The organism is Taylorella asinigenitalis MCE3, from assembly GCF_000226625.1.
Lineage (GTDB): Bacteria > Pseudomonadota > Gammaproteobacteria > Burkholderiales > Burkholderiaceae_B > Taylorella > Taylorella asinigenitalis.
The window spans coordinates 403,427-429,331 of sequence record NC_016043.1; the positions used below are offsets into that span (position 1 = coordinate 403,427).

33 protein-coding genes, 1 tRNA gene and 1 pseudogene are annotated in these 25,905 nt (G+C 38.8%); 21 read left to right on the forward strand and 14 right to left on the reverse strand.

Features of this window, described 5'->3' with window-relative positions:
- Positions 1-33: 33 nt before the first annotated feature.
- The 15 genes from pyrC to TASI_RS02010 all read left to right on the forward strand — a co-directional run bounded on the left by pyrC (position 34) and on the right by TASI_RS02010 (position 15,148).
- Positions 34-1,110: a dihydroorotase gene (gene pyrC / locus TASI_RS01940; protein WP_014111072.1), complete on the forward strand. Its 1,077-nt coding sequence runs from the start codon at positions 34-36 to the stop codon at positions 1,108-1,110.
- Positions 1,103-1,795, forward strand: a complete 693-nt coding sequence (locus TASI_RS01945; RefSeq protein ID WP_014111073.1) for an O-methyltransferase — start codon at positions 1,103-1,105, stop codon at positions 1,793-1,795. The genes pyrC and TASI_RS01945 overlap by 8 nt, the downstream gene beginning before the upstream one ends.
- Before the next feature lie 24 nt (positions 1,796-1,819).
- A complete protein-coding gene (locus tag TASI_RS01950; RefSeq protein WP_014111074.1) occupies positions 1,820-3,337 on the forward strand; it encodes a fumarate hydratase in 1,518 nt (505 codons plus the stop codon).
- A 128-nt stretch (positions 3,338-3,465) separates the two neighbouring features.
- A complete protein-coding gene (locus TASI_RS01955) occupies positions 3,466-5,064 on the forward strand; it encodes an ABC transporter substrate-binding protein (protein ID WP_014111075.1) in 1,599 nt (532 codons plus the stop codon).
- A gap of 23 nt (positions 5,065-5,087) precedes the next feature.
- A complete protein-coding gene (locus TASI_RS01960) occupies positions 5,088-6,692 on the forward strand; it encodes an ABC transporter substrate-binding protein (protein ID WP_014111076.1) in 1,605 nt (534 codons plus the stop codon).
- A 131-nt stretch (positions 6,693-6,823) separates the two neighbouring features.
- Entirely contained in the window at positions 6,824-7,849 is a 1,026-nt protein-coding gene (locus TASI_RS01965; RefSeq protein WP_014111077.1) for an ABC transporter permease subunit, read from the forward strand.
- An 11-nt stretch (positions 7,850-7,860) separates the two neighbouring features.
- Positions 7,861-8,814 carry an ABC transporter permease subunit gene (locus TASI_RS01970; RefSeq protein WP_014111078.1) on the forward strand — a complete coding sequence of 318 codons (954 nt, stop codon included), beginning with the start codon at positions 7,861-7,863 and terminating at the stop codon, positions 8,812-8,814.
- Positions 8,815-8,828: 14 nt separating this feature from the next.
- Positions 8,829-9,896, forward strand: coding sequence for an ABC transporter ATP-binding protein (locus tag TASI_RS01975; protein ID WP_014111079.1), 1,068 nt, complete (start codon positions 8,829-8,831; stop codon positions 9,894-9,896).
- On the forward strand, positions 9,886-10,881 hold the full coding sequence (locus TASI_RS01980; RefSeq protein ID WP_014111080.1) for a peptide ABC transporter ATP-binding protein: 996 nt from the start codon (positions 9,886-9,888) through the stop codon (positions 10,879-10,881). The genes TASI_RS01975 and TASI_RS01980 overlap by 11 nt, the downstream gene beginning before the upstream one ends.
- 11 nt (positions 10,882-10,892) lie before the next feature.
- Positions 10,893-11,870 carry an NAD(P)H-quinone oxidoreductase gene (locus TASI_RS01985; RefSeq protein ID WP_044978227.1) on the forward strand — a complete coding sequence of 326 codons (978 nt, stop codon included), beginning with the start codon at positions 10,893-10,895 and terminating at the stop codon, positions 11,868-11,870.
- Positions 11,870-12,382: a GNAT family N-acetyltransferase gene (locus tag TASI_RS01990; protein WP_014111082.1), complete on the forward strand. Its 513-nt coding sequence runs from the start codon at positions 11,870-11,872 to the stop codon at positions 12,380-12,382. The genes TASI_RS01985 and TASI_RS01990 overlap by 1 nt, the downstream gene beginning before the upstream one ends.
- A gap of 72 nt (positions 12,383-12,454) precedes the next feature.
- Positions 12,455-13,249 carry a triose-phosphate isomerase gene (gene tpiA / locus TASI_RS01995; protein WP_028884169.1) on the forward strand — a complete coding sequence of 265 codons (795 nt, stop codon included), beginning with the start codon at positions 12,455-12,457 and terminating at the stop codon, positions 13,247-13,249.
- A gap of 12 nt (positions 13,250-13,261) precedes the next feature.
- Positions 13,262-13,915 (forward strand): preprotein translocase subunit SecG, encoded by a 654-nt coding sequence (gene secG, locus TASI_RS08085; protein WP_014111084.1) that lies wholly within the window; start codon positions 13,262-13,264, stop codon positions 13,913-13,915.
- Between the two features lie 6 nt (positions 13,916-13,921).
- A tRNA-Leu gene (locus tag TASI_RS02005) sits at positions 13,922-14,004 on the forward strand.
- Between the two features lie 178 nt (positions 14,005-14,182).
- Positions 14,183-15,148 carry a tyrosine-type recombinase/integrase gene (locus TASI_RS02010; RefSeq protein WP_014111085.1) on the forward strand — a complete coding sequence of 322 codons (966 nt, stop codon included), beginning with the start codon at positions 14,183-14,185 and terminating at the stop codon, positions 15,146-15,148.
- Positions 15,149-15,293: 145 nt separating this feature from the next.
- Here the strand turns inward: TASI_RS02010 and TASI_RS02015 are convergent, their stop codons facing one another.
- The 14 genes and pseudogenes from TASI_RS02015 to TASI_RS07750 form a co-directional block, all read right to left on the reverse strand.
- Positions 15,294-15,614: a hypothetical protein gene (locus tag TASI_RS02015; protein ID WP_014111086.1), complete on the reverse strand. Its 321-nt coding sequence runs from the start codon at positions 15,612-15,614 to the stop codon at positions 15,294-15,296.
- 42 nt (positions 15,615-15,656) lie between these two features.
- The gene (locus TASI_RS02020) at positions 15,657-15,836 is read right to left on the reverse strand and encodes a hypothetical protein (protein WP_044977946.1); all 180 of its coding nucleotides are present in this window, start codon (positions 15,834-15,836) and stop codon (positions 15,657-15,659) included.
- Between the two features lie 9 nt (positions 15,837-15,845).
- Positions 15,846-16,690: pseudogene (locus TASI_RS02025) on the reverse strand (DNA adenine methylase).
- Positions 16,629-16,859 (reverse strand): helix-turn-helix domain-containing protein, encoded by a 231-nt coding sequence (locus TASI_RS02030; protein WP_044977950.1) that lies wholly within the window; start codon positions 16,857-16,859, stop codon positions 16,629-16,631. Before TASI_RS02030 ends, TASI_RS02025 begins: the two are co-directional and overlap by 62 nt.
- Before the next feature lie 5 nt (positions 16,860-16,864).
- Entirely contained in the window at positions 16,865-17,245 is a 381-nt protein-coding gene (locus TASI_RS02035; RefSeq protein WP_014111090.1) for a single-stranded DNA-binding protein, read from the reverse strand.
- Positions 17,246-17,611: a hypothetical protein gene (locus TASI_RS02040; RefSeq protein ID WP_014111091.1), complete on the reverse strand. Its 366-nt coding sequence runs from the start codon at positions 17,609-17,611 to the stop codon at positions 17,246-17,248. It abuts the gene before it with no gap.
- Positions 17,612-17,630: 19 nt separating this feature from the next.
- The gene (locus TASI_RS02045) at positions 17,631-17,885 is read right to left on the reverse strand and encodes a phage protein (RefSeq protein WP_014111092.1); all 255 of its coding nucleotides are present in this window, start codon (positions 17,883-17,885) and stop codon (positions 17,631-17,633) included.
- Positions 17,878-18,072 (reverse strand): hypothetical protein, encoded by a 195-nt coding sequence (locus tag TASI_RS02050; RefSeq protein WP_044977953.1) that lies wholly within the window; start codon positions 18,070-18,072, stop codon positions 17,878-17,880. Before TASI_RS02050 ends, TASI_RS02045 begins: the two co-directional genes overlap by 8 nt.
- Positions 18,069-18,548 (reverse strand): siphovirus Gp157 family protein, encoded by a 480-nt coding sequence (locus tag TASI_RS02055; RefSeq protein WP_014111093.1) that lies wholly within the window; start codon positions 18,546-18,548, stop codon positions 18,069-18,071. The genes TASI_RS02050 and TASI_RS02055 overlap by 4 nt, the downstream gene beginning before the upstream one ends.
- Positions 18,545-19,432 carry an ATP-binding protein gene (locus TASI_RS02060; RefSeq protein ID WP_014111094.1) on the reverse strand — a complete coding sequence of 296 codons (888 nt, stop codon included), beginning with the start codon at positions 19,430-19,432 and terminating at the stop codon, positions 18,545-18,547. The genes TASI_RS02055 and TASI_RS02060 overlap by 4 nt, the downstream gene beginning before the upstream one ends.
- Entirely contained in the window at positions 19,422-19,628 is a 207-nt protein-coding gene (locus tag TASI_RS02065) for a hypothetical protein (protein WP_014111095.1), read from the reverse strand. The genes TASI_RS02060 and TASI_RS02065 overlap by 11 nt, the downstream gene beginning before the upstream one ends.
- A gap of 199 nt (positions 19,629-19,827) precedes the next feature.
- Entirely contained in the window at positions 19,828-20,046 is a 219-nt protein-coding gene (locus tag TASI_RS07855) for a hypothetical protein (RefSeq protein WP_144312775.1), read from the reverse strand.
- A 339-nt stretch (positions 20,047-20,385) separates the two neighbouring features.
- On the reverse strand, positions 20,386-20,835 hold the full coding sequence (locus TASI_RS02080; protein ID WP_014111098.1) for a hypothetical protein: 450 nt from the start codon (positions 20,833-20,835) through the stop codon (positions 20,386-20,388).
- A 10-nt stretch (positions 20,836-20,845) separates the two neighbouring features.
- Entirely contained in the window at positions 20,846-21,532 is a 687-nt protein-coding gene (locus TASI_RS07750) for a S24 family peptidase (RefSeq protein WP_144312777.1), read from the reverse strand.
- Positions 21,533-21,638: 106 nt separating this feature from the next.
- On the opposite strand from TASI_RS07750, the gene TASI_RS02090 reads away from it, so the two are divergent.
- The 6 genes from TASI_RS02090 to TASI_RS02115 are packed head-to-tail and all read left to right on the forward strand — an operon-like array spanning position 21,639 to position 25,742.
- Positions 21,639-21,869: a transcriptional regulator gene (locus TASI_RS02090; protein ID WP_014111100.1), complete on the forward strand. Its 231-nt coding sequence runs from the start codon at positions 21,639-21,641 to the stop codon at positions 21,867-21,869.
- On the forward strand, positions 21,853-22,248 hold the full coding sequence (locus TASI_RS02095) for a recombination protein NinB (protein WP_049885993.1): 396 nt from the start codon (positions 21,853-21,855) through the stop codon (positions 22,246-22,248). The genes TASI_RS02090 and TASI_RS02095 overlap by 17 nt, the downstream gene beginning before the upstream one ends.
- Positions 22,235-22,507 (forward strand): hypothetical protein, encoded by a 273-nt coding sequence (locus TASI_RS02100; protein WP_014111102.1) that lies wholly within the window; start codon positions 22,235-22,237, stop codon positions 22,505-22,507. Before TASI_RS02095 ends, TASI_RS02100 begins: the two co-directional genes overlap by 14 nt.
- On the forward strand, positions 22,504-23,433 hold the full coding sequence (locus tag TASI_RS02105) for a ParB N-terminal domain-containing protein (protein ID WP_014111103.1): 930 nt from the start codon (positions 22,504-22,506) through the stop codon (positions 23,431-23,433). The genes TASI_RS02100 and TASI_RS02105 overlap by 4 nt, the downstream gene beginning before the upstream one ends.
- Positions 23,426-24,913 carry a DEAD/DEAH box helicase gene (locus tag TASI_RS02110; RefSeq protein ID WP_014111104.1) on the forward strand — a complete coding sequence of 496 codons (1,488 nt, stop codon included), beginning with the start codon at positions 23,426-23,428 and terminating at the stop codon, positions 24,911-24,913. Before TASI_RS02105 ends, TASI_RS02110 begins: the two co-directional genes overlap by 8 nt.
- Positions 24,906-25,742: a toprim domain-containing protein gene (locus TASI_RS02115; RefSeq protein ID WP_044977958.1), complete on the forward strand. Its 837-nt coding sequence runs from the start codon at positions 24,906-24,908 to the stop codon at positions 25,740-25,742. Before TASI_RS02110 ends, TASI_RS02115 begins: the two co-directional genes overlap by 8 nt.
- Positions 25,743-25,905 lie beyond the last annotated feature (163 nt).

The window sequence follows — 25,905 nt, forward strand, 5'->3', positions numbered from 1 at the left end:
TTAACATTAATTCTATTTGAGTTTAATTTAAAAATGCAAGAAATAACTAAATCAATGAAAATTATTCGACCCGATGATTGGCATTTACACCTACGTGACGGGGCTATGCTTAGTGCGGTTTTGCCGCACACGGCCCGTCAATTTACTAGGGCAATAGTTATGCCAAATTTGCAACCACCAGTTACTACAGTTGATTTGGCACTTGCCTATAAAACTCGCATTCTAAAAGCGGCTGAAGAGTCTGGTCTTGAAGGCAGGTTCCAACCGCTAATGACACTATATCTTACAGACAACACTTCAGTTTCAGAAGTTATAAAAGCTAAAGAATCTGGTAAAGTATATGCATTTAAGCTCTATCCAGCTGGTGCGACTACTAATTCCGATGCGGGTGTGACAGATTTGCTAGCAAATTGCACGGAGGTACTTGAGAAAATGCAGCAGTTGGGCATGCCACTGCTTGTTCATGGAGAAGTGACCGACCCTGAAATCGATATTTTCGATCGCGAGGCTGTTTTTATTGACCGAGTACTGATACCGTTACGGAAAGCATTGCCAGCATTGAAGATTGTGATGGAACATATAACGACAAGTGAAGGAGCTCAATACGTGCGGGATTCAGAGGAGGGGATTGCTGCGACTATTACACCGCAACACCTTCTTTACAATCGAAATTCTATTTTTGTGGGAGGAGTGCGGCCGCATTATTATTGCCTTCCAATACTGAAGAGAGAGAAGCATCGCAAAGCCTTAATTGATGCCGCTATTAGTGGCAATGCTCGCTTTTTCCTCGGTACAGACAGTGCTCCACATGCGAAGGATCGCAAGGAATCTGCCTGTGGCTGTGCGGGCTGTTACTCTGCATACCATGCGATGGCTCTTTACGCTAAAGCATTTGAGGAGAATAATGCTCTAGATAAACTAGAGGGTTTTGCAAGCTTGCATGGGCCTGCTTTTTATGGGCTCTCACCAAATAATGATTATATTGTGCTCGAGAAGCTTACACAGAGCGACTCTGCAAACATTCCACAAGAACTAGACATTGATGGACAGAAACTTGTGCCATTAGGTGCGGGAGAGCAGCTATTGTGGAGGGTTGCCGACCATGCGTAGTCGTGTGCTTGAATCAGAGCTACCCGATCAAGTCGATAACCTAATTTTTGAGAAGCTTCATCAAAATGCTCAAGATAAGGTGATGGAAAAAGTGCTGGAGTTTCACAGAACATTGCCAATTCCTGCGATAAATGTCCCTCCAAATCACGGTAAATTTTTAAATTTTTTGGTGCGTATGTCGGGGGCTCGGAGAGTGTTGGAAATAGGGACTTTGGCGGGATACAGTACCGTATGGATGGCCATGGCATTGCCACCTCAAGGGCAGATTGTAACTCTTGACTTCGACCCTAAATTTATTGAAATTGCAAATAAGACTTTCGCCCTTGCTCAAGTGCAAGATAAGGTGCGGCTTGTAGAAGGGCGTGCACTTGAGACTCTTGATATTCTTTGTTCTGAAGGCGGAGAGCCCTTTGATCTTATATTTATCGATGCAGATAAGGAACATAATGCCGACTATCTTATGAAATGCATGCCCATGTGTCGCGAAGGCACAATAATCGTAGCAGATAATATGGTTCGCGATGGGAAGGTGGTCACGGAAACTGATCGCCCACCCAATATTCGAGGCATTAGGCGATATTTGCAGTTGCTGCACGATGACTCGAGATTTGACTCAACCCTTCTACAAACGATAGGGCATAAGGGCTGGGACGGCTTTGCGATTACAGTCGTGAAATCGCTATAATTAGGGCTTATTCAGGAGTTATTCATGTCCACAATTATTAAAGAAGCTGATTTAGTGCAGTCCATAGCGGATGCGATTCAGTTTATTAGTTATTATCATCCACAAGATTATCTTCAACATCTCGCACGTGCATACGAACGCGAGGAGAGCCCTGCAGCAAAGGATGCTATTGCTCAAATTCTCACAAATTCGCGTATGTGTGCGGAGGGCCACAGACCTATATGTCAGGACACAGGCATTGTAAATGTTTTTATGAAAGTCGGCATGGATGTGCGTTTTGAGCTCAAAGGCACATTGCAGGAGGCTTGCGATGAGGGAGTGCGTCGCGGTTATTTGAATCCAGAAAATAAACTGCGTATGTCAGTTCTAGACGATCCAATTTTTGAGCGTAAAAACACAAAAGATAATACGCCCTGTATTTTGCATGTGGAGCTAATTCCTGGATCGATTGTTGAAGTTGAGGTCGCAGCTAAAGGCGGCGGCTCTGAAAATAAATCCAAGTTTGCGATGTTAAATCCAAGTGATGATATCGTTGATTGGGTTTTGCGAACTGTTCCAACAATGGGTGCTGGCTGGTGTCCGCCTGGCATATTGGGTATTGGTGTTGGAGGTACGGCCGAAAAAGCTATGCTTATGGCCAAGCAATCTCTTATGGAAGATATTAACATGTACGAGTTGCTTTCTCGTGGCCCTAAGAACAAACTAGAGGAGCTTCGTATCGAGCTTTACGAGAAAGTGAATGCGCTTGGAATTGGAGCTCAGGGATTGGGCGGTCTGACTACTGTCCTAGATATTAAAATTCGCACATTCCCTACTCATGCCGCTTCCAAACCTGTGGCAATGATTCCGAACTGCGCCGCTACTCGTCACGCCCATTTTGTTTTAGATGGTTCAGGTGTTGCTGATTTACCAGCTCCCTCTATAGATTTATGGCCAGATGTAGAGTGGGCTCCAGACTATAACAAATCTAAACAAGTCAATCTTGATGAGTTAACTCGTGAGGAAGTTGCTAGCTGGAAGCCTGGTCAAACACTGCTTTTGTCGGGCAAAATGCTTACTGGACGCGATGCCGCACATAAGCGCATTCAAGAGATGCTTGCAAAAGGGGAAACATTGCCAGTAGATTTTACTAATCGCATAATTTATTATGTAGGCCCCGTTGACCCTGTAGGTGATGAGGCTGTAGGTCCTGCAGGTCCAACTACTTCGACTCGCATGGATAAATTTACTGACACTATGCTTAGCAAAACTGGTTTAATCGCAATGATTGGTAAGGCGGAGAGAGGCCCTGTTGCAATTGAGAGTATTAAAAATCATAAGTCTGCGTACTTGATTGCTGTGGGTGGAGCTGCGTATTTAGTATCTAAAGCCATTAGTAAAGCTAAGGTTGTGGGTTTTGAAGATTTAGGTATGGAAGCTATATATGAGTTTGAGGTCAAAGATATGCCTGTAACTGTAGCAGTGGATTCAAACGGTGAGTCTGTCCATACAACTGGTCCGAAAATGTGGTCTTTAAAGATAGAGGATCTTAAGAAATCATAAAGCTTAATAAACCTCTTAAGGGTTTTTCATAGTTGCACCACACCTCTCTTTCTATAAAATTAAATCACTAAGTTTATTAAATTTAGTGATTTTTTTTGTTTAACTTTTTTTAAAGAGAGGATTATTAATTGTATAAATTAAGTCAATTGTTTGTTTCTACTGTTATTGCATTGTGCAGTATTAATGCTCATGCAGCAGGAAAAACTTTGATTTATTGTTCCGAGGGTAGTCCTGCTGGTTTTGATGGGGCTCAGTACACAGCTGGTACTGATTTTGATGCATCTTCGCATAGTGTGATGAATGGCTTACTTATGTTTCCTCGCGGTGAAACAAAGGCTGTACCTGCATTGGCTGAAAGTTATGAAGTATCTGAAGATGGTCTAGTTATTACTTTTAAATTACGCAAAGGCGTTAAGTGGCACTCAAATAATTATTTCAAACCTACACGTGAGTTTAATGCAGATGATGTAGTGTTCACTTTTGAGAGATTAAGCAATAAAAACCATCCATTTAATAAAGCTTATCCAGCAGACTTCCCATACTACACGGATATGGCCTTAGATAAGATTATTAAATCGGTAGAAAAAGTAGACGACTATGCCGTAAAACTTACCGTTAATAAACCTGATGCTACACTGATTCAAACTCTTGCGATGCCTATTGCAAGTATTTACTCAAAAGAGTATGCAGATAAATTGTTAGCTGACGGTAAGGCTGAGATGATTAATCAAGCTCCAATTGGGACTGGTCCATTTATCTTCCAAAGATACGAAAAAGATTCTCAAATTCGTTATAAAGCTAATAAAGAGTATTGGAATAAGGATGATATGCCTTTAGTGGATAATTTGATTTTCTCCATTACCAAGGATCCATCTGTACGTGCACAGAAGTTGTTTGCAGGAGAGTGTCATATTATGGCACAACCATTGCCAGCTGATGTAAGCAAAATGAAGTCAAACGCCAATATAACTGTTTTATCACAACCTGGTTTTAATGTTGGATACCTCGCTTACAACGCAGAGAAAAAGCCACTTAATGATGTTCGTGTTCGTAAAGCCCTTGATATGGCTATTAATAAAGAAGAAATTCTTAAATCTGTATTCCAAGGACAAGGTGAGCTAGTTGCTAACTTGATGCCTGTTTCTCAGTGGAGCTATAACGATAAGATAAAAAATCGTCCATATGATGTGGAAGGAGCTAAAAAACTTCTTATGGAAGCTGGATATCCAAATGGATTTGATATTGAACTTTGGACATTGCCAGTATCAAGACCTTATAACCCTAATGGACGTCTTATGGGCGAACTTATTCAAGCAGATTGGTCTAAAATTGGCGTTAAAGTATCACTTAAAACTTACGAATGGGGCGAATACTTAAAACGAGCTCAAAAGGGTGATCACCAAATCGTGATGTCTGGATGGACAGGGGATAACGGTGACCCTGATAACTGGTTGGGCAATCTTTCTTCATGCTCAGCTATTGGTGGTAGTAATTATTCTCGACTTTGCGTCAAAGAATATCAAGACCTACTAGATCAAGCTCGTTCGGAAATCGATGTAGCTAAACGCACGGAGCTATATCAAAAAGCTCAGGAAATTTTCTTCGAAAATGTGATTACCACAAACATTGCCACCTCAATTATTAACGCACCTATGCGTAAAAATGTTGAGGGATTTAAAATAAGTCCATTCGGAGCTACTCAATTCACTGGCGTAAGCCTTAAATAATTTTTTTTTAACGGAGGATACATATGAAAAAAATATCTCAAAAAGCCCTTTTAACTTCTATCCTTATGGGATTTACGGGCATTGCCAGTGCAGCTGGTGGTACTTTAGTTTACTGTTCTGAGGGTAGCCCAGCTGGCTTTGATACACCTCAATACACTGCTGGTACAGATAACGATGCGAGTGGCCGTAACGTATTCGATAACCTTCTTTCTTTCCCACGTGGAGAATCTAAATCAGGTCCTGGTTTGGCTGAAAGCTATGAAGTTTCCGAAGATGGTCTTGTTTACACTTTCAAACTACGTAAAGGTGTGAAGTGGCATTCAAACAATTTCTTTAAACCAACTCGTGAATTTAACGCAGATGACGTAGTATTCACTTTTGATCGTCTAGCTAATAAAGACAATTTCTTTAATAAAGCATATCCAGCTACATTCCCTTATTACACAGATATGTCTTTAGATAAGATTATCAAAACTGTAGAAAAAGTTGATGACTACACAGTTAAGATGACTCTAACTAAACCTGATGCAACTCTTACTCAAACATTAGCCATGGCTTTTGCTGTAATCAATTCAAAAGAGTATGCAGAGCAATTAGTTAAACAAGGTAAACCTGAACTAATTAACCAAAACCCTATCGGTACTGGTCCGTTTGTTTTTGTTCGCTATCAAAAAGATGCACAAATTCGCTACAAAGCTAATAAAGACTATTGGGACAAAAATGATATGCCTCAAGTGGATAATCTTATCTTTGCTATCACAAAAGACCCATCAGTTCGTGCTCAAAAACTAAAAGCTGGTGAATGTCATATTATGTCTCAACCTCTACCAACAGATGTGGCTGAGTTTCAAAAGAATGATAAGCTTAAAGTTATGCAAAGCCCTGGATTTAACGTAGGTTATATTGCATACAACACTGAGAAAAAACCATTCACAGATCCAAAAGTTCGTATCGCATTGGATATGGCTTTAAACAAAAAATCTATCCTCGATGCAGTATATGCGGATCAAGGTCAGCCAGTTCCTAATCTTATGCCAGAGACTCAATGGTCATTTAATAAAGATGTTAAGGTTCGTGACTACGATGTAGAAGGGGCTAAAAAACTATTGGCAGAAGCTGGTTATCCTGATGGATTTGAAGTAGAACTTTGGACATTGCCAGTATCACGTCCTTATAACCCAAATGGTCGCTTAATGGGTGAATTAGTTCAATCCGACTGGGCTAAGATTGGAGTTAAAGTTAAACTTAAAACCTATGAATGGGGTGAGTATCTAAAACGAGCTAAAAACGGTGAACACCAAATCGTGATGGCTGGTTGGACAGGGGATAATGGTGACCCTGATAACTGGTTGGGTAACTTAGCATCATGCGATGCAGTAGGCGGCTCTAACTATGCACGTTTCTGCTTTGCTGATTTTGATAAGTTAATCAAAGAAGCTCGTTCTATTACAGATACAGCTAAACGTACTGAGTTGTACGAAAAAGCTCAAGTGATTTTCCATGAACAAACTCCAAGCTCAACAATTGCAACTTCAATCGTAAGTGTGCCTATGAGCAAAAATGTTGAAGGCTTTAAAATCAGCCCATTTGGTGCATTTGAGTTTAACGGTGTAAGTATTAAGAAATAAGAAATTATAGATTCTTTACTTATTTTTACACTTTTTTTATATAGGTAATTACACCTAATACGCCTCAAGGTAGTCTATATTTCTACTTTGAGGCGGTATACTTATCGGCGTTAGTTTTTTGGATTTACCTGATGTTTGCATTTCTAATCAGGAGGATTATTCTACTAATCCCCACATTTTTTGCTATTACACTTCTCACTTTTTTATTAATTCACGCAATTCCTGGAGACCCAGTACAAATCGCCTTAGGTGAACGTTCTGCGGATCCCGAAGTCTATCAAAGTATGATAGAGCGCCTAGGATTAGACAAACCCCTTTATGTTCAATATTTCAATTATCTAGGTGACTTATTTACAGGAAATTTCGGTAAGTCCTTTGTGACTAGTACTAGTGTATGGCAGGAATTTACTGCATTATTTCCAGCCACATTAGAACTTGGTTTTATGGCTCTTCTTTTTGGAACTTTTTTCGGTATTCTTTTAGGGGTGTTGGCTGCAGTAAAACGTGGATCAATCTTTGACCACGGTGTTATGGGATTATCTCTTACTGGTTATTCAATGCCTATTTTCTGGTGGGGCCTAATGCTTATTATGTTCTTCTCAAGTTATTTGGGATGGACACCTGTTTCTGGACGTATAGATTTGATATATGATGTGCCACCAGTGACTGGATTTATGTTAATCGACGCATTCTTGGCTGAGAGAGCAGATGAATTTAATGATGGTGCTTTTTGGGATGCCGTGCATCATTTAATTCTTCCCACAATTGTTTTAGGAACAATACCTCTTGCCGTAATTTCTCGTATGACACGATCATCTATGTTAGAAGTGATGGGCGAAGATTATGTACGCACAGCTAGAGCAAAAGGACTTTCACCACGTCGAGTAATTTTTGTTCATACGCTTAGAAATGCCCTAATTGCTGTGGTTACAGTTATTGGTCTTCAAATTGGTACCCTACTTGGTGGAGCTGTTCTAACAGAAACAATTTTCTCATGGCCAGGTATAGGTAAATGGCTTGTAGACTCAATATTCCGGAGGGACTATCCAGTAGTCCAAAATGGATTATTGATTGTAGCCATATTAATTATTATCGTAAATTTATTAATCGATGTGGTTTATAGAATAGTGAACCCACGCATGAGACACGCGAAGTAGGAGTTATAAGAATGTCAAATAATACTACGAGTGCAGAAGTAGCTGATATTAGAGCTGCAGTACAGGCGGATATCGATGAGAATCGTTCAAAGTTTGATTACCCTTCGCCATTGAAAGATTTTTTGCATCACTTTTTTAAAAATAAGGGTGCTGTTATTGGTCTTATATTTTTGTTACTTATGATTTTGTTGGCTATATTTGCTCCTTACGTAGCTCCCTATAGCCCAGTTGAACAATTTAGAGACCATATGCTTCAACCACCATTCTTCCAAGAAGGTGGGTCTATGAAGTTTATTCTTGGTACCGATGAAGCAGGTAGAGATATTCTCTCAAGAATTATTCATGGTGGGCGACTTTCATTATTTATTGGTATCAGTGCGGTAATCCTTACATTGATACCAGGTGTGATTTTAGGACTTCTTGCGGGATTTTATCCTAAATATCTCGGCAAACTAATTATGCGTTTTGCTGATATTATGATGGCTCTTCCATCTGTCCTTCTTGCAATTGCAATTATGGCCATTATGGGACCTGGTATCGTTAATGCCATGATAGCAATCGCTGTGGTGGGTCTGCCTGGATATATCAGACTTGTGAGAGGCTCAGTGATTAGTGAATTAAATAAAGACTACGTAACTGCAGCTAAACTTTCAGGTGCAAGCATCTTTAGATTAATGTTTGTAGCTGTCTTTCCAAACTGTATGGCACCAATTATTGTCCAAGCAACTCTAGGATTTTCCTCTGCGATACTTGATGTTGCGGCTCTTGGATTCTTAGGATTAGGTGTTCAACCACCGTCTCCAGAATGGGGGACTATGTTGGCTACAGCACGAGATTATATTTCTCGAGCTTGGTGGGTAGTCACATTTCCAGGTTTAACAATTTTATTAACTGTAATTGCCATAAATCTTATGGGTGATGGTTTGCGTGATGCACTTGATCCTAAATTAAAAGAAGCAGCATAAATTAGGAATTAGAGATGTCAGAAGAAAATTCAGTTTCAGACTTATCATCAGAATTATTGTTAGATATAGAAAATCTTTCTGTTCGCTTTGGTACCGAACAAAAGCCTTTTTTTGCTGTTGACGGACTAAGCATAAACATGAATCGGGGAGAGATTCTTGGGATTGTAGGTGAATCAGGTTCAGGTAAATCTGTCACTATGATGGCATTTATGGGTTTGCTTGGAAATCAGGGTCATATTACGGCCGATCGAATTAGGTTTGACGGTCACGATATGTTAAATATCAGTAATAAGGATCGCAGAAAAATTATCGGTAAAGATGTAGCCATGATTTTCCAAGATCCAATGACGGCCCTTAATCCATCATATACAGTAGGTTTTCAAATTAAAGAAGTACTCAAGCTGCATATGGGTCTCAAAGGCAAAGCTCTACATAATCGAGCGGTCGAACTTATGAAGATTGTAGAAATTCCAGAGCCTGAATCTCGTCTAGAAGCATATCCACATCAGCTCTCAGGTGGGATGTCTCAACGCGTGGCTATTGCCATGGCCATTGCTTGCGAACCTAAATTGCTTATTGCCGATGAGCCGACCACTGCCTTAGATGTAACGATTCAAGCTCAGATTATGGAGTTGCTCATTAATCTTCAAAAGAAAAATCATATGGGCCTAATTCTAATTACTCACGACCTTGCCGTAATCACTGAAATTGCTCATAGAGTCTGTGTTATGTATGCAGGGCAAGAGGTGGAATTAGGAGACGTTCCTGAGACCTTTTATCATCCAGCTCATCCTTACACGGAGGCACTTCTAGCTTCTATCCCAGAGGCGAGTCAGGGTGCTGCAAGGCTTAAAACATTGCCAGGTATTGTGCCTGGTCAATATGACCGCCCTAAGGGCTGCTTGCTCTCGCCGCGATGTCCGTATGTGGAAGAAAATTGCCTCCACCATAAAGTGCCGCTGACATACGGAGTTAATCGCGTTGTGCGATGTATCAAGCCTCTCATAGATGTGAGGAAAAATGAGTCAAGCGATACGCATTCAATTGATGCTATTTATAATGGGGTGAATCATGCAAAATAATAATACACAAGATACTCAAACCCCAGTTGTCCTTAAGGTTGAAAACCTAGCTAAATTTTATGAAGTTGGGCTTGGTCTTTTCCGTGGCAATGCTACCGTGAAAGCTCTAAATGGTGTTAGCTTCGAACTTAGAGCAGGAAAAACTCTTGCTGTAGTGGGTGAGTCAGGTTCGGGTAAATCGACTCTTGCACGTCAATTGACTATGATTGAACATCCTACAACTGGTGACATGTGGGTAGATAATGAAAAAATAGATTTTCAGAATGCATCCCAAATTAAGCGTATGCGTAAGAAAGTTCAAATGGTTTTTCAGAATCCATACGGTTCGTTAAATCCACGTCGCAAGATTGGAGAACAGCTTACTGAGCCGTTACTTATCAATACGGACATGAATTCAAAAGAAAGACGCGAGCGTGTAAATGAAATCATGAAGGTCGTAGGTCTTAGACCTGAGCACTACTATCGTTACCCACATATGTTCTCTGGTGGGCAGAGACAGCGCATTGCCATCGCTAGGGCAATGATATTAAATCCGAAAATTGTAATCGCAGACGAACCTACATCAGCTTTAGACGTATCGATTCAAGCTCAAGTTTTGAATCTATTTATGGATCTTCAGGAGCAATTGCATACAGCCTATATTTTTATTTCCCATAATCTTTCTGTTGTAGAACATATGGCTGATGATGTTCTTGTTATGTATTTGGGTAAGGCAGTAGAGATAGCTCCTAAAGAGAAAATATACTCAATTCCAAAACATCCATACACTAAGGCACTACTTTCTGCAACGCCTTCGGTGAATCCTGAAAAAAGATATGAGCAGATTAAGATTGTTGGTGAGCTTCCAAGCCCGATAAATCCACCTTCTGGCTGCTCGTTTCATAAGCGTTGTCCGCATGCACAGCCGATTTGCTCAAAAGAGGAGCCACAGTTGCGTGATGTAGAAGGTAGTATGGTTGCCTGTCACTTTGCTGGAGAAGTTTGATGAAAAAAGAGATGAGGGTTGTTGAAATAACTGAGCCTGGTGGTTCAGACGTACTAAGGATAGGGACGAGAGCATTGCCAACCTTGGATACGGGCGAGGTCCTCATCGAAGTGAAGGCAGCTGGCGTTAATAGGCCCGATATATTTCAAAGAAAAGGTATTTATCCGCCTCCTGAGGGTGCATCAGATTTGCTTGGCCTTGAGGTCGCAGGAGTTATTGTAGATGGAGATGTGTCAGGGACCGATTTTAAGATTGGCGACCATGTGTGTGCATTAACTCCAGGCGGTGGGTATGCGGAATATTGCAAGGTTGCTGCTTCGAATTGCTTGCCGCTTCCTGATGGTCTTGATTTTGTGCAGGCGGCTAGTTTGCCAGAAACTTATTTTACTGTGTGGTCCAATGTTTTTGATATCGGTAGGCTTAAAGAATCTGAGACTTTATTAGTGCATGGTGGTGCGTCTGGTATTGGAACTTCAGCTATTCAAATAGCGACTGCCTTAGGACATGATGTTTATGCCACCGTAGGCTCGGATGATAGAGTTAAAGCCGTTGAGGATATGGGTGCTGCCAAAGGGATCAACTATAAATGCGAAGATTTCGTCGAAGAAATTATGCAATTAACTGACGGCCGTGGTGTTGACGTAATTCTAGATATGGTTAGCGGCGAATATATTAATCGCGATATCAAATGTGCTGCTATGGATGGGCGAATAGTAATAATCGCACAGCTTGGCGGAAGTAGGGCGGAAATTAGCAGCGGCTCACTAATGCGCAAGCGCATCACTCTTACGGGCTCAACACTAAGGCCTCGAACCATAGAATATAAGGCGAAAATTGCTTCTGAGCTTCGGGAGCGTGTGTGGCCTTTGTTTGCGGACGGTAGCGTAAAATCTGTAGTGGATAAGGTTTTCCCCTTTGAAGAGGCTGCACAAGCTCATGCCTATATGGAATCAGGGGCACATATCGGTAAAATCGTTTTATTCTTCTGATGCTGCTTCGTAATGCTTCTCTAAAAGATATCGACGATATACTGGCTCTACAGCATATCGCTTATCCTGATTATTTGCACGAGAGTGCAGCGACTTTCGCATCCCGCATTGAGCATAGCCCAGATCATTGTTGGGTTATAGAGGATGATGCTTGCATAGTCGCTTACTTACTGGCGATTGTAGACTCAATTCCTAATCTTCCTAGTTTGGGAGAGCTTGTTACAAAGCCTCAGTCTTCAAATGGCCCAATGGTCTTGTTTTTGCATGATATGGTTGTGTCGCCTGATTACCGTGGTCGCGGAATTTCAACGCAACTATTGGATAATGAGGTAAGCATTGCCACCCAAATGGGGATACTTGATGCTTATCTTGTGGCTGTACATGGAGCTGACAAACTGTGGGAGCGCTATGGCTTCCGCCCTCTAGTTGGCAATGCCCCCGCTTTCAATCTCTCTTCCTACGGTCCAACAGCTGTTCTTATGCATATGCAAATTACCCCACAAATTTTATAAGTAATAAGGGCAAAATCTAGCTTTTTTTATACAAAGCTTTTAAAATAATAGATTAATTTTAAAAAACTTATTATGGAATCGGGTACTAAACTTACAATACCTCTTATAGTAGGAAACTGGAAGATGAATGGCAGCATTCAAGCTAACCATTCACTTATGCTTTCTATTTTAGATGGGATATCATTGTGGTCTTTACCTATAAAACAAGAGGTCGTAGTTTGCCCGCCGTTTCCATATCTTCAGCAAATTCGCGATATTTTAGCTTTAGAAGCGGAAGAGGCTTTTGATCCGATTTCTCTTGGTGCACAGGATTTAAGTGTTTACGAAAACGGTGCTCATACAGGTGATGTCTCAGCTCAGATGCTTACAGATTTAGGATGTAAGTGGGTTATAGTTGGTCATTCCGAGCGAAAAGCAACGCATTTTGAAACTGCTGCTTCAGTAGCCGATAAAGCCCGTATAGCTGTTGCTGCGGGACTAACTCCTATAGTATGTTTAGGTGAAAGTAAGGAAATGCGTGAAGCTGGTCAAGCATTACATAATATTGACATTCAGCTTCAGCCGATTCTTGAAGTAGGGCCTGATTTGATTAGGTCATGCGTTTTTGCTTATGAACCTATTTGGGCGATTGGATCGGGAAGCATTGCCACAAGCGAGCAGATTTTTGAGATGCACTCGCACATTAGACGTCAGATTCAATCTGTGACTGGGCAAGAGGGTTCACCCGTTCGCATTATTTATGGTGGTAGTGTAAAGGCGGATCAGGCTCGAGAGTTATTTAGTCTTGATTGTGTAGACGGAGCTTTAGTTGGTGGTGCTTCACTAGATGCTGAAGAATTTTTGAGCATTATAGATGCCGCATCTTAAAAGAGATTTTATATGTCAGATTATTTGTTTCCTATTCTAGTTGTTATTCAGGTCATAAGCTCAATTGCAATTATCGGATTAGTGCTTTTACAACAAGGTAAAGGTGCTGATATGGGTTCTTCTTTTGGTGGTGGCTCAGCTGGCAGTTTGTTTGGGGCAGCTGGATCTGCTAATTTCTTTTCTCGTATGACAAAATGGGCGGCTATTGTCTTCTTCACTTCAACTTTAGGTTTGGCTTGGGTTAGCTCAGGTGGTGGTGTCAGAGCACCAAAACCAACTGATAGCGGTAGTTTAATGGAAGGGTATTCAGCTACTCCTGTAATTCCTGGAGCTGCTACTGTGTCAGGTGATGGATCAGCAACTCCTAGTGTTCCTACTGTTCCGCAGGTTAAAACTGAGGATAGTGTGAAATCTAATGAAGATTCAAATTCTTCAAAAGATTCTAAGCCTGTTAGTGAATCTAAACCTGTTGAGGAAAATAAACCAACTCCTGCTCCAGCTGTCGAGAAACCAGTTATTGAAATTTCACCATCGGTTGAGCCTAAACCAGAACCTGCTTCTAAGCCTGAAGTAGCACCTCAACCACAAAATGGATCTCAAGAGAGTCCATCTTCAAATACCCAACAAGAATCAAACTCGGAAAATCCCCCAGCTTCTGTACAATAGTTTTATGCACCCGTGGTGGAATTGGTAGACACGCTATCTTGAGGGGGTAGTGACCACAGGTCGTGCGAGTTCAAGTCTCGCCGGGTGCATTCCCAAACTTTCTAGATTTTTCAATATAATCAAAAATTCTTAAAATTCAAGGCGTTATTTAATAGTCGATTTACGAATTTTTTCATATAAGTAAAAATATTTAAAATAATTTGCACACAAATCGCACACAAAACTGCACACAAAACTTATAATAATTTTTTAAAGTGGAGCAAAGCTGTGGCGAGCATATTCAAATATAGAGACGGTTATAGAATACAAGCCTTTATAGATGGGAAGCGTATATCTAAAACATTTCCTACTAAAAAAGAATGTAATGAGTGGTACTTAGAGGCTACCTTAAACCCTAAAAGAACTAAAAAGGTAACGCTTAATGAGGCTCTTGAGAGATACAAAAAGAGTATAGAAAATCTTAAAGCCTATAAGTCTAATAGCCTTAGAATAAATAGATTTATAAATCGTTTCCCTAATCTATCTAATAAGTATCTCTATGAGTTAACCGCAGAGGATTTTGCTAACTGGAGAGATATAAGATTAACTGAGGTTAAACCTGCATCTGTTAGGAGAGAGTGGGCAATATTATCGGGCATGTTTAAATTGGCTATAAATGAGTGGTTATTGATTTCTGATAATCCTATGTCCACAGTCAAACGTCCCCCTGAGACACCGCCTAGGGAGAGGATAGTTACTCAAAAAGAAATAGAGGCTATAAAATACGCACTTAACCAAGACAAGGATACCGATACAGTTAGTAATCGAATATCCTATATGGTGGATTTTGCTGTTGAAACTGGTATGCGTTGCGGCGAGATGTGCAATCTTTTATGGACCGATATTAAATATCCAACACTATCGATAAGAGAGGCTAAGACACGCTCAGGAGTAAGAAAAGTCCCTCTATCTAAAAGAGCTATAGATATATTAGATAGACTAAGAGAGCTACATAATTCAGATAAGGTTTTTGATGTTGCCCCTAATACAGTAGGAACGTTATTTAGGAGAGCTAGAATAGAGGCAGGATTAAGTGGATTTACCTTTCACGATTTACGTGCTACTGCATGTACAAGACTAGCTAAGAAAGTAAACGTTACGGATTTAGCTAGAATACTAGGGCATTCTGATTTATCTAAACTTATGATTTATTATAGAGAGAGTGCAGAGGATATAGCTAAGAAATTAGATTAAATTTACGTGCAGGTTATGAGTAAATTTTGCAGTAAGTATTTGAATTTTATTGATTAATTATGTGCATAAAGGAAAACCCGCACTATTTCTAGCACGGGTTTAAGGAACAAAACTGATAGAACATATCAGACACCTTTATTATATACTAATCTTTAGATAAATCAAAATCTTTTATCTTTTTACGAATGTCAAAGTAGTAATTTCCTATTATTGATTCAAATTCCCACTGATAATATTCAGGCACTAAACCTTTTCTAAATAGATTATCTTTAAGGTCGTTATGTTTTTTGAGATTATCTATTAACTGATTGCCATCGCTGTCATATATATCAATTAGGTTATTATAAAATTCTCTTAGAGTACTACAAAGCTCCCTTCCACGATACGATGCCTTATAGATATCTCTTATTGCAATACATTTGTCCTCGTTATCTTTTAGAAATTCTCTTAATGTTGGATTAGTCATTTTAAATACCTATCACGGTTTTACCTATTCTATATTTTATATTCACTTTATGCCTTTTCTTAGTTCTATTGACAGTTTAAAATTTTTAGAAACTATAGCTGTTAATTTTCTTTTTACCTCTATCATTGTTTCCTCATTGAGATTCTCACCCAGTATTCCTAATAGAGAGTCATATAAATTAATAGTCTCTTTATCTATTGCGTTAATCTCCTCTATAGTCATAGACGCTCCTTAGTAATTAGTGATAATTAATTCCCTGCTTTTCTTGTGTTCTTTCAAGGCTATGCTGTATTTGATTTCTACCTCTCTAAAATTTAGACCATCAAAAATTTCTCTAATTTTAGGTGTGTCATTAATAGTTATCATAATTTTTCCTTTCATAGTCTTAGCTAAAGTAGACATAAGCTCATACTGGTCTACACCGAATCCTACACCGTATCCAGTCAAATCAAGGTAGGGTGGGTCGCAAAAGAAAAAGGTTTTTTCTGTGTCATAAATTTCTATGCATTTTTCCCACGATTTATTCTCTATTACTGCTGTTCTTAATTTTTTTGTTGCCTGATTAATCTTTTCCTCAAACGTTTCAATAGGTCTAACAGCTCGTTCGCATTTGCTTGTGTTAAATGTTTGTGCGGGGATTCTTGCTCTATAACTCATATGCTGGACTAACATAAATATAGCGGCTCTTTGTATATCTGTTAAATGGCTTTTGTCCATACTAATAAATTCTTTAAACCTCTGGCGTGAGTACAGCTCAAAATCAAACTGTTTTAAAAGTTCATCTTTATGGTGTTTGACAATCTTATACAGATTTATAAGCTCACCATTTAGGTCATTAATTACGTTTACATTAGCCAATGGCTTTAGAAAGAATATACTTCCCCCCCCACAAAACACTCGACGTAACAATTGTGCTCAGGTATAAGTGGTAGGATATTATTTGCTAATTTAGTCTTACCGCCTGGGTAAGGAAAAATAGGCTTTGCTTTAAAGTCCTCACCCTGTTGTATAAGCTCAATCTGTGACATTATTTCCCTCAATATATTTAAGTAATTCTGCACCTGAGATGTAGCCATCTACAGTTTTAATCTTTCCTGCTTTTATACGTTTCATTAGAGTAGGTGTGCTGATATTTAGTAGCTCACATGCTTGTGATTTAGTAAATAGCTTTAAATTCTCTACTGCTTTTTTACCGCCCTCAAGTGCTGCTTCGCTAAGCAAAACTCTTAGCTCATCTTTATTCATAAATATCAAAACGGTATATCCTCAATATCAGGTTTAGAGACGTTATTGTTGCCAGCAGGCTCTTGCGGTTCCGCAGATTTGCTAGAAATAAATTGCATTTTGTCTGCGATAATATCTGTAGTTGGTATTTTTATACCCTCTTTATTTGTGTAACTAGAGTATTTAATCCTACCCTCTATGTAGACCATCGAGCCTTTCTTTAGATACTGCTTAGCTAGCTCTGCTTGTTTAGAAAATAAAACCACTCTGTGCCAGTCTGTATCCTCTTTATTCTGAGAATAATTAGTGGTAGCTAAGTTAAGATTAGCCACCGCCACATTATTATTAGAGACTCTGCACTCAGGGTCCTGTCCTAATCTGCCTATAAGAATAACTTTGTTAATCATTTAAGCCTCCACAAATCCCTCGTGCCTAAAGACCGACACTTTTTCAACAGTGCCATCCTCTTTTGTGATTTCTTTACTCTCTCTTTTTGAGAATGCAAAAAGCGGCTGGGCACCAATGCGTTTTAATTCGTCAACGAGTGGTGACATTAAGAATGGTGCACCGCCAATCATTGCAGCTTTAGCATCGTTTTCAAGACACAAATCGCATGCTAAAAAGACGGCTTTCTCGATATCACCTGCAATAGGCAATTCGTTAAACGTGATAGCTTTGCTCCAAGTTTCACGGTCTCTTTCATTCAAATCAACAACACCAGCTTTAATTTGTTCAGGTGTTGCTTTGTGTTGTGTCAAATTTAAAATTTTCATTTTTTTCTCCTTTAATAATTTAACTTTTGTTCTCAAAAAAATTGTTATTAAGAGTCTCAATTGTTTCATCGGTTATCGCCTGTAAATTCACAATTCTTGATGACACACTAGGACTCATCTTGAGACGTTGAATACTCTTTAAAGCCTTATTCATATAATTAAGATAATCAGCGATAAGTTCTATGTCCTCCTTATGAATCATCCTTAAAAATTCACTATCTACACTTTCTTTGATTCTTTCAAAATCAAAATAAAACGCATCGTACTCAGTCATCTAAATCCATCTCATCCTGCTCGTCATCCTCCTCTCTAGGACAACAAGCGTTTACAATATCAACCAGCTCGCTAAAGAATCTTTGCTGCTGGAAATTTAACTGCCAAAACTCATTAGCCTCAGGAAATACGCTCTTATATACTTCATATAGAGACGTATCTATGTATCGTCTGTCTAGTGGAATCATTTGATTATCACGCTTTGAGTTCTAATTAATCTTGCACCATCAACAGTTTTTCCTGATTGAAGTGCCTCTTTAATTGCTGTCTTACTTACTTCTTTTTTAATTTTGAAATAATCATCTGCTAATTTAGATTCATCTAAAACCTCAACACTCTCAGCGTTGTTTCTTACTGAGATTGTGAATAGCGGGTCCATAACTTTTTTCATATCGATTGCATTCATAGCCTCAAGCATTCTCTCTTTCATACTTGAGATATGATTTTCAAATGCTCTTTTACGTTTAGCCAAACGTTCCTGCTCTTGCTTAATGCTTTCAACGTCTGCGTTAATTGCTCTAATTACGTGCCCATAATTAATTAGCTTCTCATTAATCCCAGTCTCACCGTCTATAGTGTCATATACAGCTTGCTCGTCTATATCTAACTCTGTAAGATAGTCATAGATTTTTTTAGCCTCTTGTGTCATCTGAAAAAGATTCATACCATTGCTCCTAGTTTTTCCTCATAGTTTTTGTAAGCCGTTTCAATTAACGGCACGTCTTTAGGGTCGCATTTTTTCAATGCTCTCCTATATATTGCTTCTAGTCTTTCTGCGTTTTCTGCAGTTTCAAGACAATTCATAATCACATCGATACTTGCGTATTCGATGTTAGGTTTCTCCTCGCTCTCTTTTACTGGTTCGCTTCCAGCATTAAGCCAGTTAATAAGTCTCTTACCTGTTTCCTCTGTTATAGTTTCGAGGACACCGTTAAAGATTCCTGTCCTATCTTTGCTAGCCATAGCTAAACGTGTTGCATGGTCTATCTCAAGTACAGTGGTAAATTCAAATTCAAAACCGTCTCTCTGTTCGGTTTTAGTTCCTACTTTCTGTCCTCGTGCTTTGCCGCCGTCTTGTACAATTGCCACCTCAGATTTACTTCTTGCTGTAGCAATTATGTGCAAAGGGCTCTGAACCATCGCATCTAAGAATGCTCTATGACGCGGTGTAAGCTCGCCCCATGCAGCAAGGCTATTACCTCTATACTTAGCTTTTGCTATATCCTCTACTAGCTCTAATACGCCTCCTGCACCATTCCACTCGTGTGTGACAGAGTCAATAATTAACACGTCATAACCTGCTTTCTCTGCAGTCTTAATCGCCTCAATGTATCTCTCAGGAGAATAGGGAGGTGTTAATTCAAGCACATCAAAATCAAGTAAATGCGAGTAAAGAGATGCAGAGCCATTTTCTGTATCGATTACTGCGACTTTACCGCCAAGTCCTTTAGCTATAAGCAGTGCAGAGTAAGTTTTACCTGCACCGCTTGCACCGATAAGTGCAAGTCTTAACTTAGCTTTTTTTCTGGTCGCCTTATTAAATTGCATAAATATCTCCTAAGTCCACACTTTGCATAAACTGCTCATGTGTTTGTTTTGCTTTTTTAATCATCTCGTGCAGTTTTTCTGCATTTTCTCTTGTTAATGCACCCTCAAATTCTTTACTTTTGTTGAATTCTAAGAATGCATCAAACTCATATAAATTCTTGTAAGTCTCGTCTGAAAGTTTGTAAAACAGTTCCATTTTTTGCTCCTATAAAAAATCTTTAATATATTTCTCTATCTTTTCTTTTGTTTCTACTGGAACTTCTTTCATTAGTTCTTGTAGAAAATTCCTTGATTCCTTTTTTAGAATCTCCTCTCTCATTAGAAAAGAAACACCATATAAGTTAGAATCCAAAACATCCCTCCCATAATGATTGCTAGAATTAAATCTAAGAATCTCATAAATCACCTCCATCAAGGTATTCCACATATTTATTTGCACTAGCAGGACACTCGTTTGCCCTGCTGGCTAAAAAGTCCATCCAGTCTTTTTTGTATGTGCTTTTATTAATCACATCTAAGAATGCTTTTTCTGTGTATCTCTTACTAAATAGATACGCCTCATCCTCAGGTCTAACAAAGTTAAGAAACTCTGTATAGAAATCGTCTCTGGACATTTCTAAAAAATAGTTTCTTATCTTGTATTGCTTTCTTTTGTTTATGAATAAAAGAAAATCTGAGTAGATATCTTGTTCATTTACCCAGTACTCAGAGTCAGGGCAAATGCTCTGTATGGATTCTCTCCATTTAAAAGTATTGCGTAAATTCACTTTGCTTATCCTGTTAAGTTTATTTATGAATATAGTAAACGAAAAGTAAAGTGAAGTAAAGTTGTTTTTTAAAATTTTTTATTTATTTTCAATAAAGCGACGTTTTATAAATACAACACACAAAAAAACCCAGTCCTAATGACTGGGTTGATAGAGGTATTGGGATTTGAATTTTATGTTATTGGTCTACAATTCGGCATCTTTAGAAAAATTAATATTTTCCTGTGCTAGTCTATCAGAGACATCCTCATAGTATTTCATAATGGTATCGTATACGCTTTCACGTATCCCCGTGTATGCGTGAATATATAAGCAAGCTAAAATAGCTAGATTTCTTACACCTTGTTCTTTAGCAAAAAGCAGCGCTTCTACAGACGAAGCACTTTTTACATTTGCTATCTCAGTAAGCCCTAAAACTATTGTGTTATCAATGTTTTTTCCATTTTTATAATAGATATCCAGCACAAAATTTACTGCCGTTTTTTGTGCTTCATTATTAAGATAAAATAGAAAGACTCTAATTATATAAAGCAGAAACAAGACAACTAAAAAGAGTAATATAAAATTAATCTCCCCTCTTGCAATAAGCAAAATTAAACTAGATATTATGCTTGCAAGTATAAATAGCCGTAACATTTAAGCGCTCCTAAATTGGTTCTGTAAAAGTCATAATCTTTCTGACACGACCGCATATAGTAAGGCTTTCAATATTATTTTTATTAAATCGAGCCGTTTCATATTTAGCGTTTGTGTTATCTGAAACCACTAAATAATCGCCTGTTGTTATATCTCTAACTAAACGTTTAGTTAATAAGTCTCCGCCAATATCAATAACGTAAATTCCGTCGCCATCAAAAAAATTCTTTTTAATATCAACAAACAACAAGTCCCCATCTCTAATTGTTGGGTGCATAGATACGCCCTTGTTGTATATAACCTTAATACGATTGCGTGCATCATTTCCTAAATTCTCATTAGCCCATTCACGCAATACTTCTAACTGTTTAATCTCAGGTAAATGTTCGTTTTTAGCACCATAACCTGCAGAGGAATGAATATCGTAATGCTCTAGTGATATATAGTCAGAGTTTTCGTTGTTTTCATAATCAATATCAAGCCAGCCTTTATTAAGCCCTAAAGCGACTTCTATTTTACGAGCCGCCTCTTTTCCTATATTTCTATAAGAATTAGAGCTTTCATCATTTTTTTTATTAACTAATTGATTTATATACGCTTTAGAAACGCCTATAGAATCAGCTAAGGCTTTTTGTGAGCCTGCCTTTTTAATTAGCGATATTAAATTTTCACGCCTAATGTCATTAATGTCTTTCATATGCTCCATTTTAATTTATGCTCCTTTTAAAAGAATCTTAATTAACGCTTGACAATGTTAATAGTTACGCTTATCATTGTTAAGCAAATAAATATAGGATATATACATGAAATTACGTGATTATCTCAATAACAAAAAAGGCAGAAGCAAAAGATTAATAGAAGGTTTAGGTATTTCTAGAGTGTCATTGTGGCAATGGAAAAATGAGCATGTAAAGATTTCTATTGAAAGGTGTCTAGAAATAGAAAAATTTACTGCTGGTAAAGTAACGTGCGAGGAACTTAGACCTGAGCTGGACTGGGTTCTCATAAAAAACGATTATGCAACAGATATTTAACCTCTTAAATTCCGACATTAAACGCAATGCTTGCAATGCAATCATGCAAGCACCTGCGAGTTATCGGTGCGAGATAAAAGAGAGGACTAGAACTCTAGACCAAAATGCAAAGCTTTGGGCAATGCTCACTGAAGTCTCTAAACAATTACAGTGGCAAGTTAACGGTGAGCTTACATATCTAACACCGAGCGAATGGAAAGATATTTTTACCGCCTCTCTTAATCAAGAGACAAATAGAATCGCTAAGGGATTAAGAGGCGGATACGTAATGCTAGGATTGTCTACTTCTAAGATGACTAAGTCTCAAATGATTGAGCTTATAGAGTTTATCTCTGCTTTCTGTGCAGAGCAGGGAGTGAAAATTGATGTACAGGAATAAGAAACTTCTTAACGGTGCTAGAGATTGTCCTTATTGCATGCTCTGCAGTCGTCCAAACGATGGGACTATTGTTGCAGCACATTCTAATCAATTAAGAGACGGCAAAGGGAAATCCATAAAAGCACATGATTATCTATGTTATCAGTGCCACTACGAGATAGACCAAGGGGCAAACAGTAAAGAGCAAAAACTAAACGACTGGGAAACTGCACACAGAAAAACAGTCGGTTACATGATAGAAACGGGACTTTTAAAATGAGAGAATTTTTAACGCACGAATTATGTGAGATATTCCCAGTAATCGAGGGGGAGGAATTCTATAAATTAGTAGATGATATAAAGGTTAACGGTCTACTACAGCCAATTACGCTATATCACAACAAAATCTTAGACGGGCGTAATAGATATAGGGCTTGCGTTAAAGCAGGTGTTGAACCTAAATACATAACTTATGACGGCAATAATCCAGTAGCATTCGTGCTAAGTGCTAATCTGCATAGGAGGCACCTTAAGCCATCACAGACTGCTGTAATCGTATCTAAAGCTCAGGATTGGGCAACAGCACACAGTCATGGGGGTGATAGAAAAAGTATAGGGGCAAAAAAATCAAATACTATAAATAGTACTTGGTCGGAAAATGACAATGAAAAATCAAGTACTATAAATAGTACTTGGTCCGATGAAATAAAAACTGAAAGTATTAAAGACAGAGCCAATGCAGCAGGTGTTAGTAAATCAACACAACAAAAAGCCGATGCTGTTGTTAAAGCTAGTCCTGAGTTAGCAAATAAAGTTATTAGCGGTGAGATATCTCTAAATGAGGCAACGGAGCAGGTTGCACCACAATTAATTAACAAAAAGAGTCAGGAATACGAGGTTATCTCAAAAGATGAGCTAGAAAATCTAAAAGATACACTCTCAGAAACAATAAGCGTTAATGAACAGATTCTAAAAAAGAATACACAGCTAGAGTCAATTATTAACTCAGACGATAAATTAGCAGAGGCTAATAAAGAAATAGAAAAACTAACTACTGCTAATGAGAGTTATAAGCGATTAATAGCACAGCAGGATGTAAGAATTGCAGAGCTTACTATACACGCTAAAAATGTAACTGCAGTCCTCAAAAAGAAAGATGAGGAGATTAAAAAATTAAAAGCTCTGCTGGAGAGTTACAGTGTCTAATTTTCCAACGCCTCGCCCATTTCAAGAAAAAGCCCACAATCTGCTTAGGCGTGGATTTTCCGAGGGTCATATGAATCAGATTGTGATGGCTCCGACGGGTGCAGGTAAAACTTATCTCGGGTTAAGGGTGATATCTGAAGCACTTGCAAGAGGTAAACGTGCAATGTTCGTCTGTGATAGAACAACATTAATTGAGCAGACTTCAAGTACCGCAGAGAGTTACGGTCTAAGAGAACACGGAATAATACAAGCAAATCACTGGAGGTGGCAGCCGCATCAAAGGTTTCAAATTGCGAGTGCTCAGACTCTAGCTAGACGGGGATTCCCACCTGATGTTGATGTTGTAGTAGTAGATGAAGCACACACTCAGTTAAAAGCATGGGTTGATTACGCAAAGACAAAACAGTCTGCATTAATCGGGCTATCTGCGACTCCTTTTTCAAAAGGATTGGGAAGAATATTCTCTAATTTAATTAACGCAACAACGATGCAGGAGCTAACCCAATCGGGCGTTCTTGTTCCAATGAGAGCATATACGTGTACACGTGCAAATATGGACGGTGCAGAGACTAAGGGTGGTGAGTGGACGGAAAAAGCTGCAGAGGAAAGGGGCATGGAAATTATCGGCAACGTTGTTAAAGAATGGATAACGTATGCAGAGGGTCGCAAAACTATAGTGTTCGGCTCATCAATTGCTCACTGCAACGAGTTATGTAGACAATTTAACGAGGTAAATATCCCTGCCGCAGTATTTACATCTAAAACAACGGCTAAAGAAAGGCAGGAACTTCTTAATGAATATAGAAAAGAGGACTCTTTTATTCGGGTGCTTATCTCTGTAGAAGCACTAGCAAAAGGGTTCGACGTTAAGGATGTAGGTTGTGTTGTTGATTGTAGACCTATGCGTAAATCTATATCTACTGTAATTCAAATGTGGGGTAGAGGCTTAAGAGCAAGTAAAGAGACAGGCAAAGAGGACTGCATATTACTAGACCACTCGGGAAATATTACTAGATTTCTTAATGAGTATGAGGATATATATTTCAATGGACTTAATGCATTGGACTCAGGCGAGAAGCTAGACCAAAAGATAAGAAAAAAAGAGGATGAAAGAGAGCCTGCTAGCTGTCCTAAATGCGGACATAGTCCATTTTTTTCACGATGTATGTCTTGCGGACACGAGAAAATAAAAGAGAGCCTAGTAGTACATGAGCAAGGACAAATGCAGGCTGTAGTACTGGGAAAAAAACAATTAGCAGATAGTAAGTACCATCTCTGGTCTCAGTTATGTACATATGCAAGAGAGCATAGCAAACCTGAAAGCCAAGCTGGTCGTGCTTATCATTTATACCGAGCAATCACTAAAGAGAATCCACCTTGGAATTTTTACTCAACACAGCCTGCTAGCCTGACTCTTAATACATATAACAAGATAAGGCAGATGAATATTGCGTATTCAAAGGGTAGGAAGTATGCATAGTTTCTTAGAGTTCGCAAAAAGTCATGGGGTGTTAATAGACAAACTTAACGTTTCGGGAAATATAGCTAGATGCGGTACCGTAAAGAATCCCAATTCTAAAAACGGTGCTTATGTATATAGTGGAAACGGCGGCTGGGTGCAGGCTTGGGATGGCGATGGGAATGTACACGTATATAAGAGAGATAGACAGATATCTCAGTCTGAAAAATCGGCTCTTAAAAAAGAGCAGACAAAGAGAATACAAGAGCAAGAAAGAAAACACAAGGAAGCTAGAGAAAAAGCAAAAGAAATAATTAACTCTGCAAAATATGAAAGGCATGCGTATCTTGCTCAGAAAGGGTTTCCTGATGAGGTAGGGCTTGTGATAGATGAAATTCTTTACATTCCTATGCGAGACATTATTACATATGACTTAGTAGGATACCAGTCGATTAAATGGACGGGCGAGGGCTTTGAGAAAAAAATGCTATACGGTATGCGAGCTAAGGGAGCAGGACTTGTGTTAGGGGATAGAAAAGCCCGTAAAACGATTCTCTGCGAGGGCTATGCAACAGGATTAAGTATACATAGAGCTATAAAAAATGGGCGTTTAAATGCGTCTGTAACGGTCTGTTTTTCGGCTAATAACTTAGAGTACATAGCCAGTAAGTTAAGGGGAGTTTATATATTTGCTGATAACGATAAATCAGGAGTCGGAGAGGGTGTTGCAAAATCTACTGGATACCATTATGTGTTGAGCGATATCGAGGGCGAGGATGCAAATGACTTAATGGTGCGTGCAGGAATATTTGCAGTACAGAAAAAAGTATTAGAGTTATTAAGTAAGTAAGCATTTACTTAATAATTTTAAGCGATTTTAAAGCGTTAAATCATAAGGTGAGTGAACACCTATATCAAACTCAAACGATTAAATTTAAGGCTTTAGAAAGCGGTCAGTGAAGACTATAAAACACAAGTCAGTCTTAAGACTATAAAACGATTAAAAAGCAGTG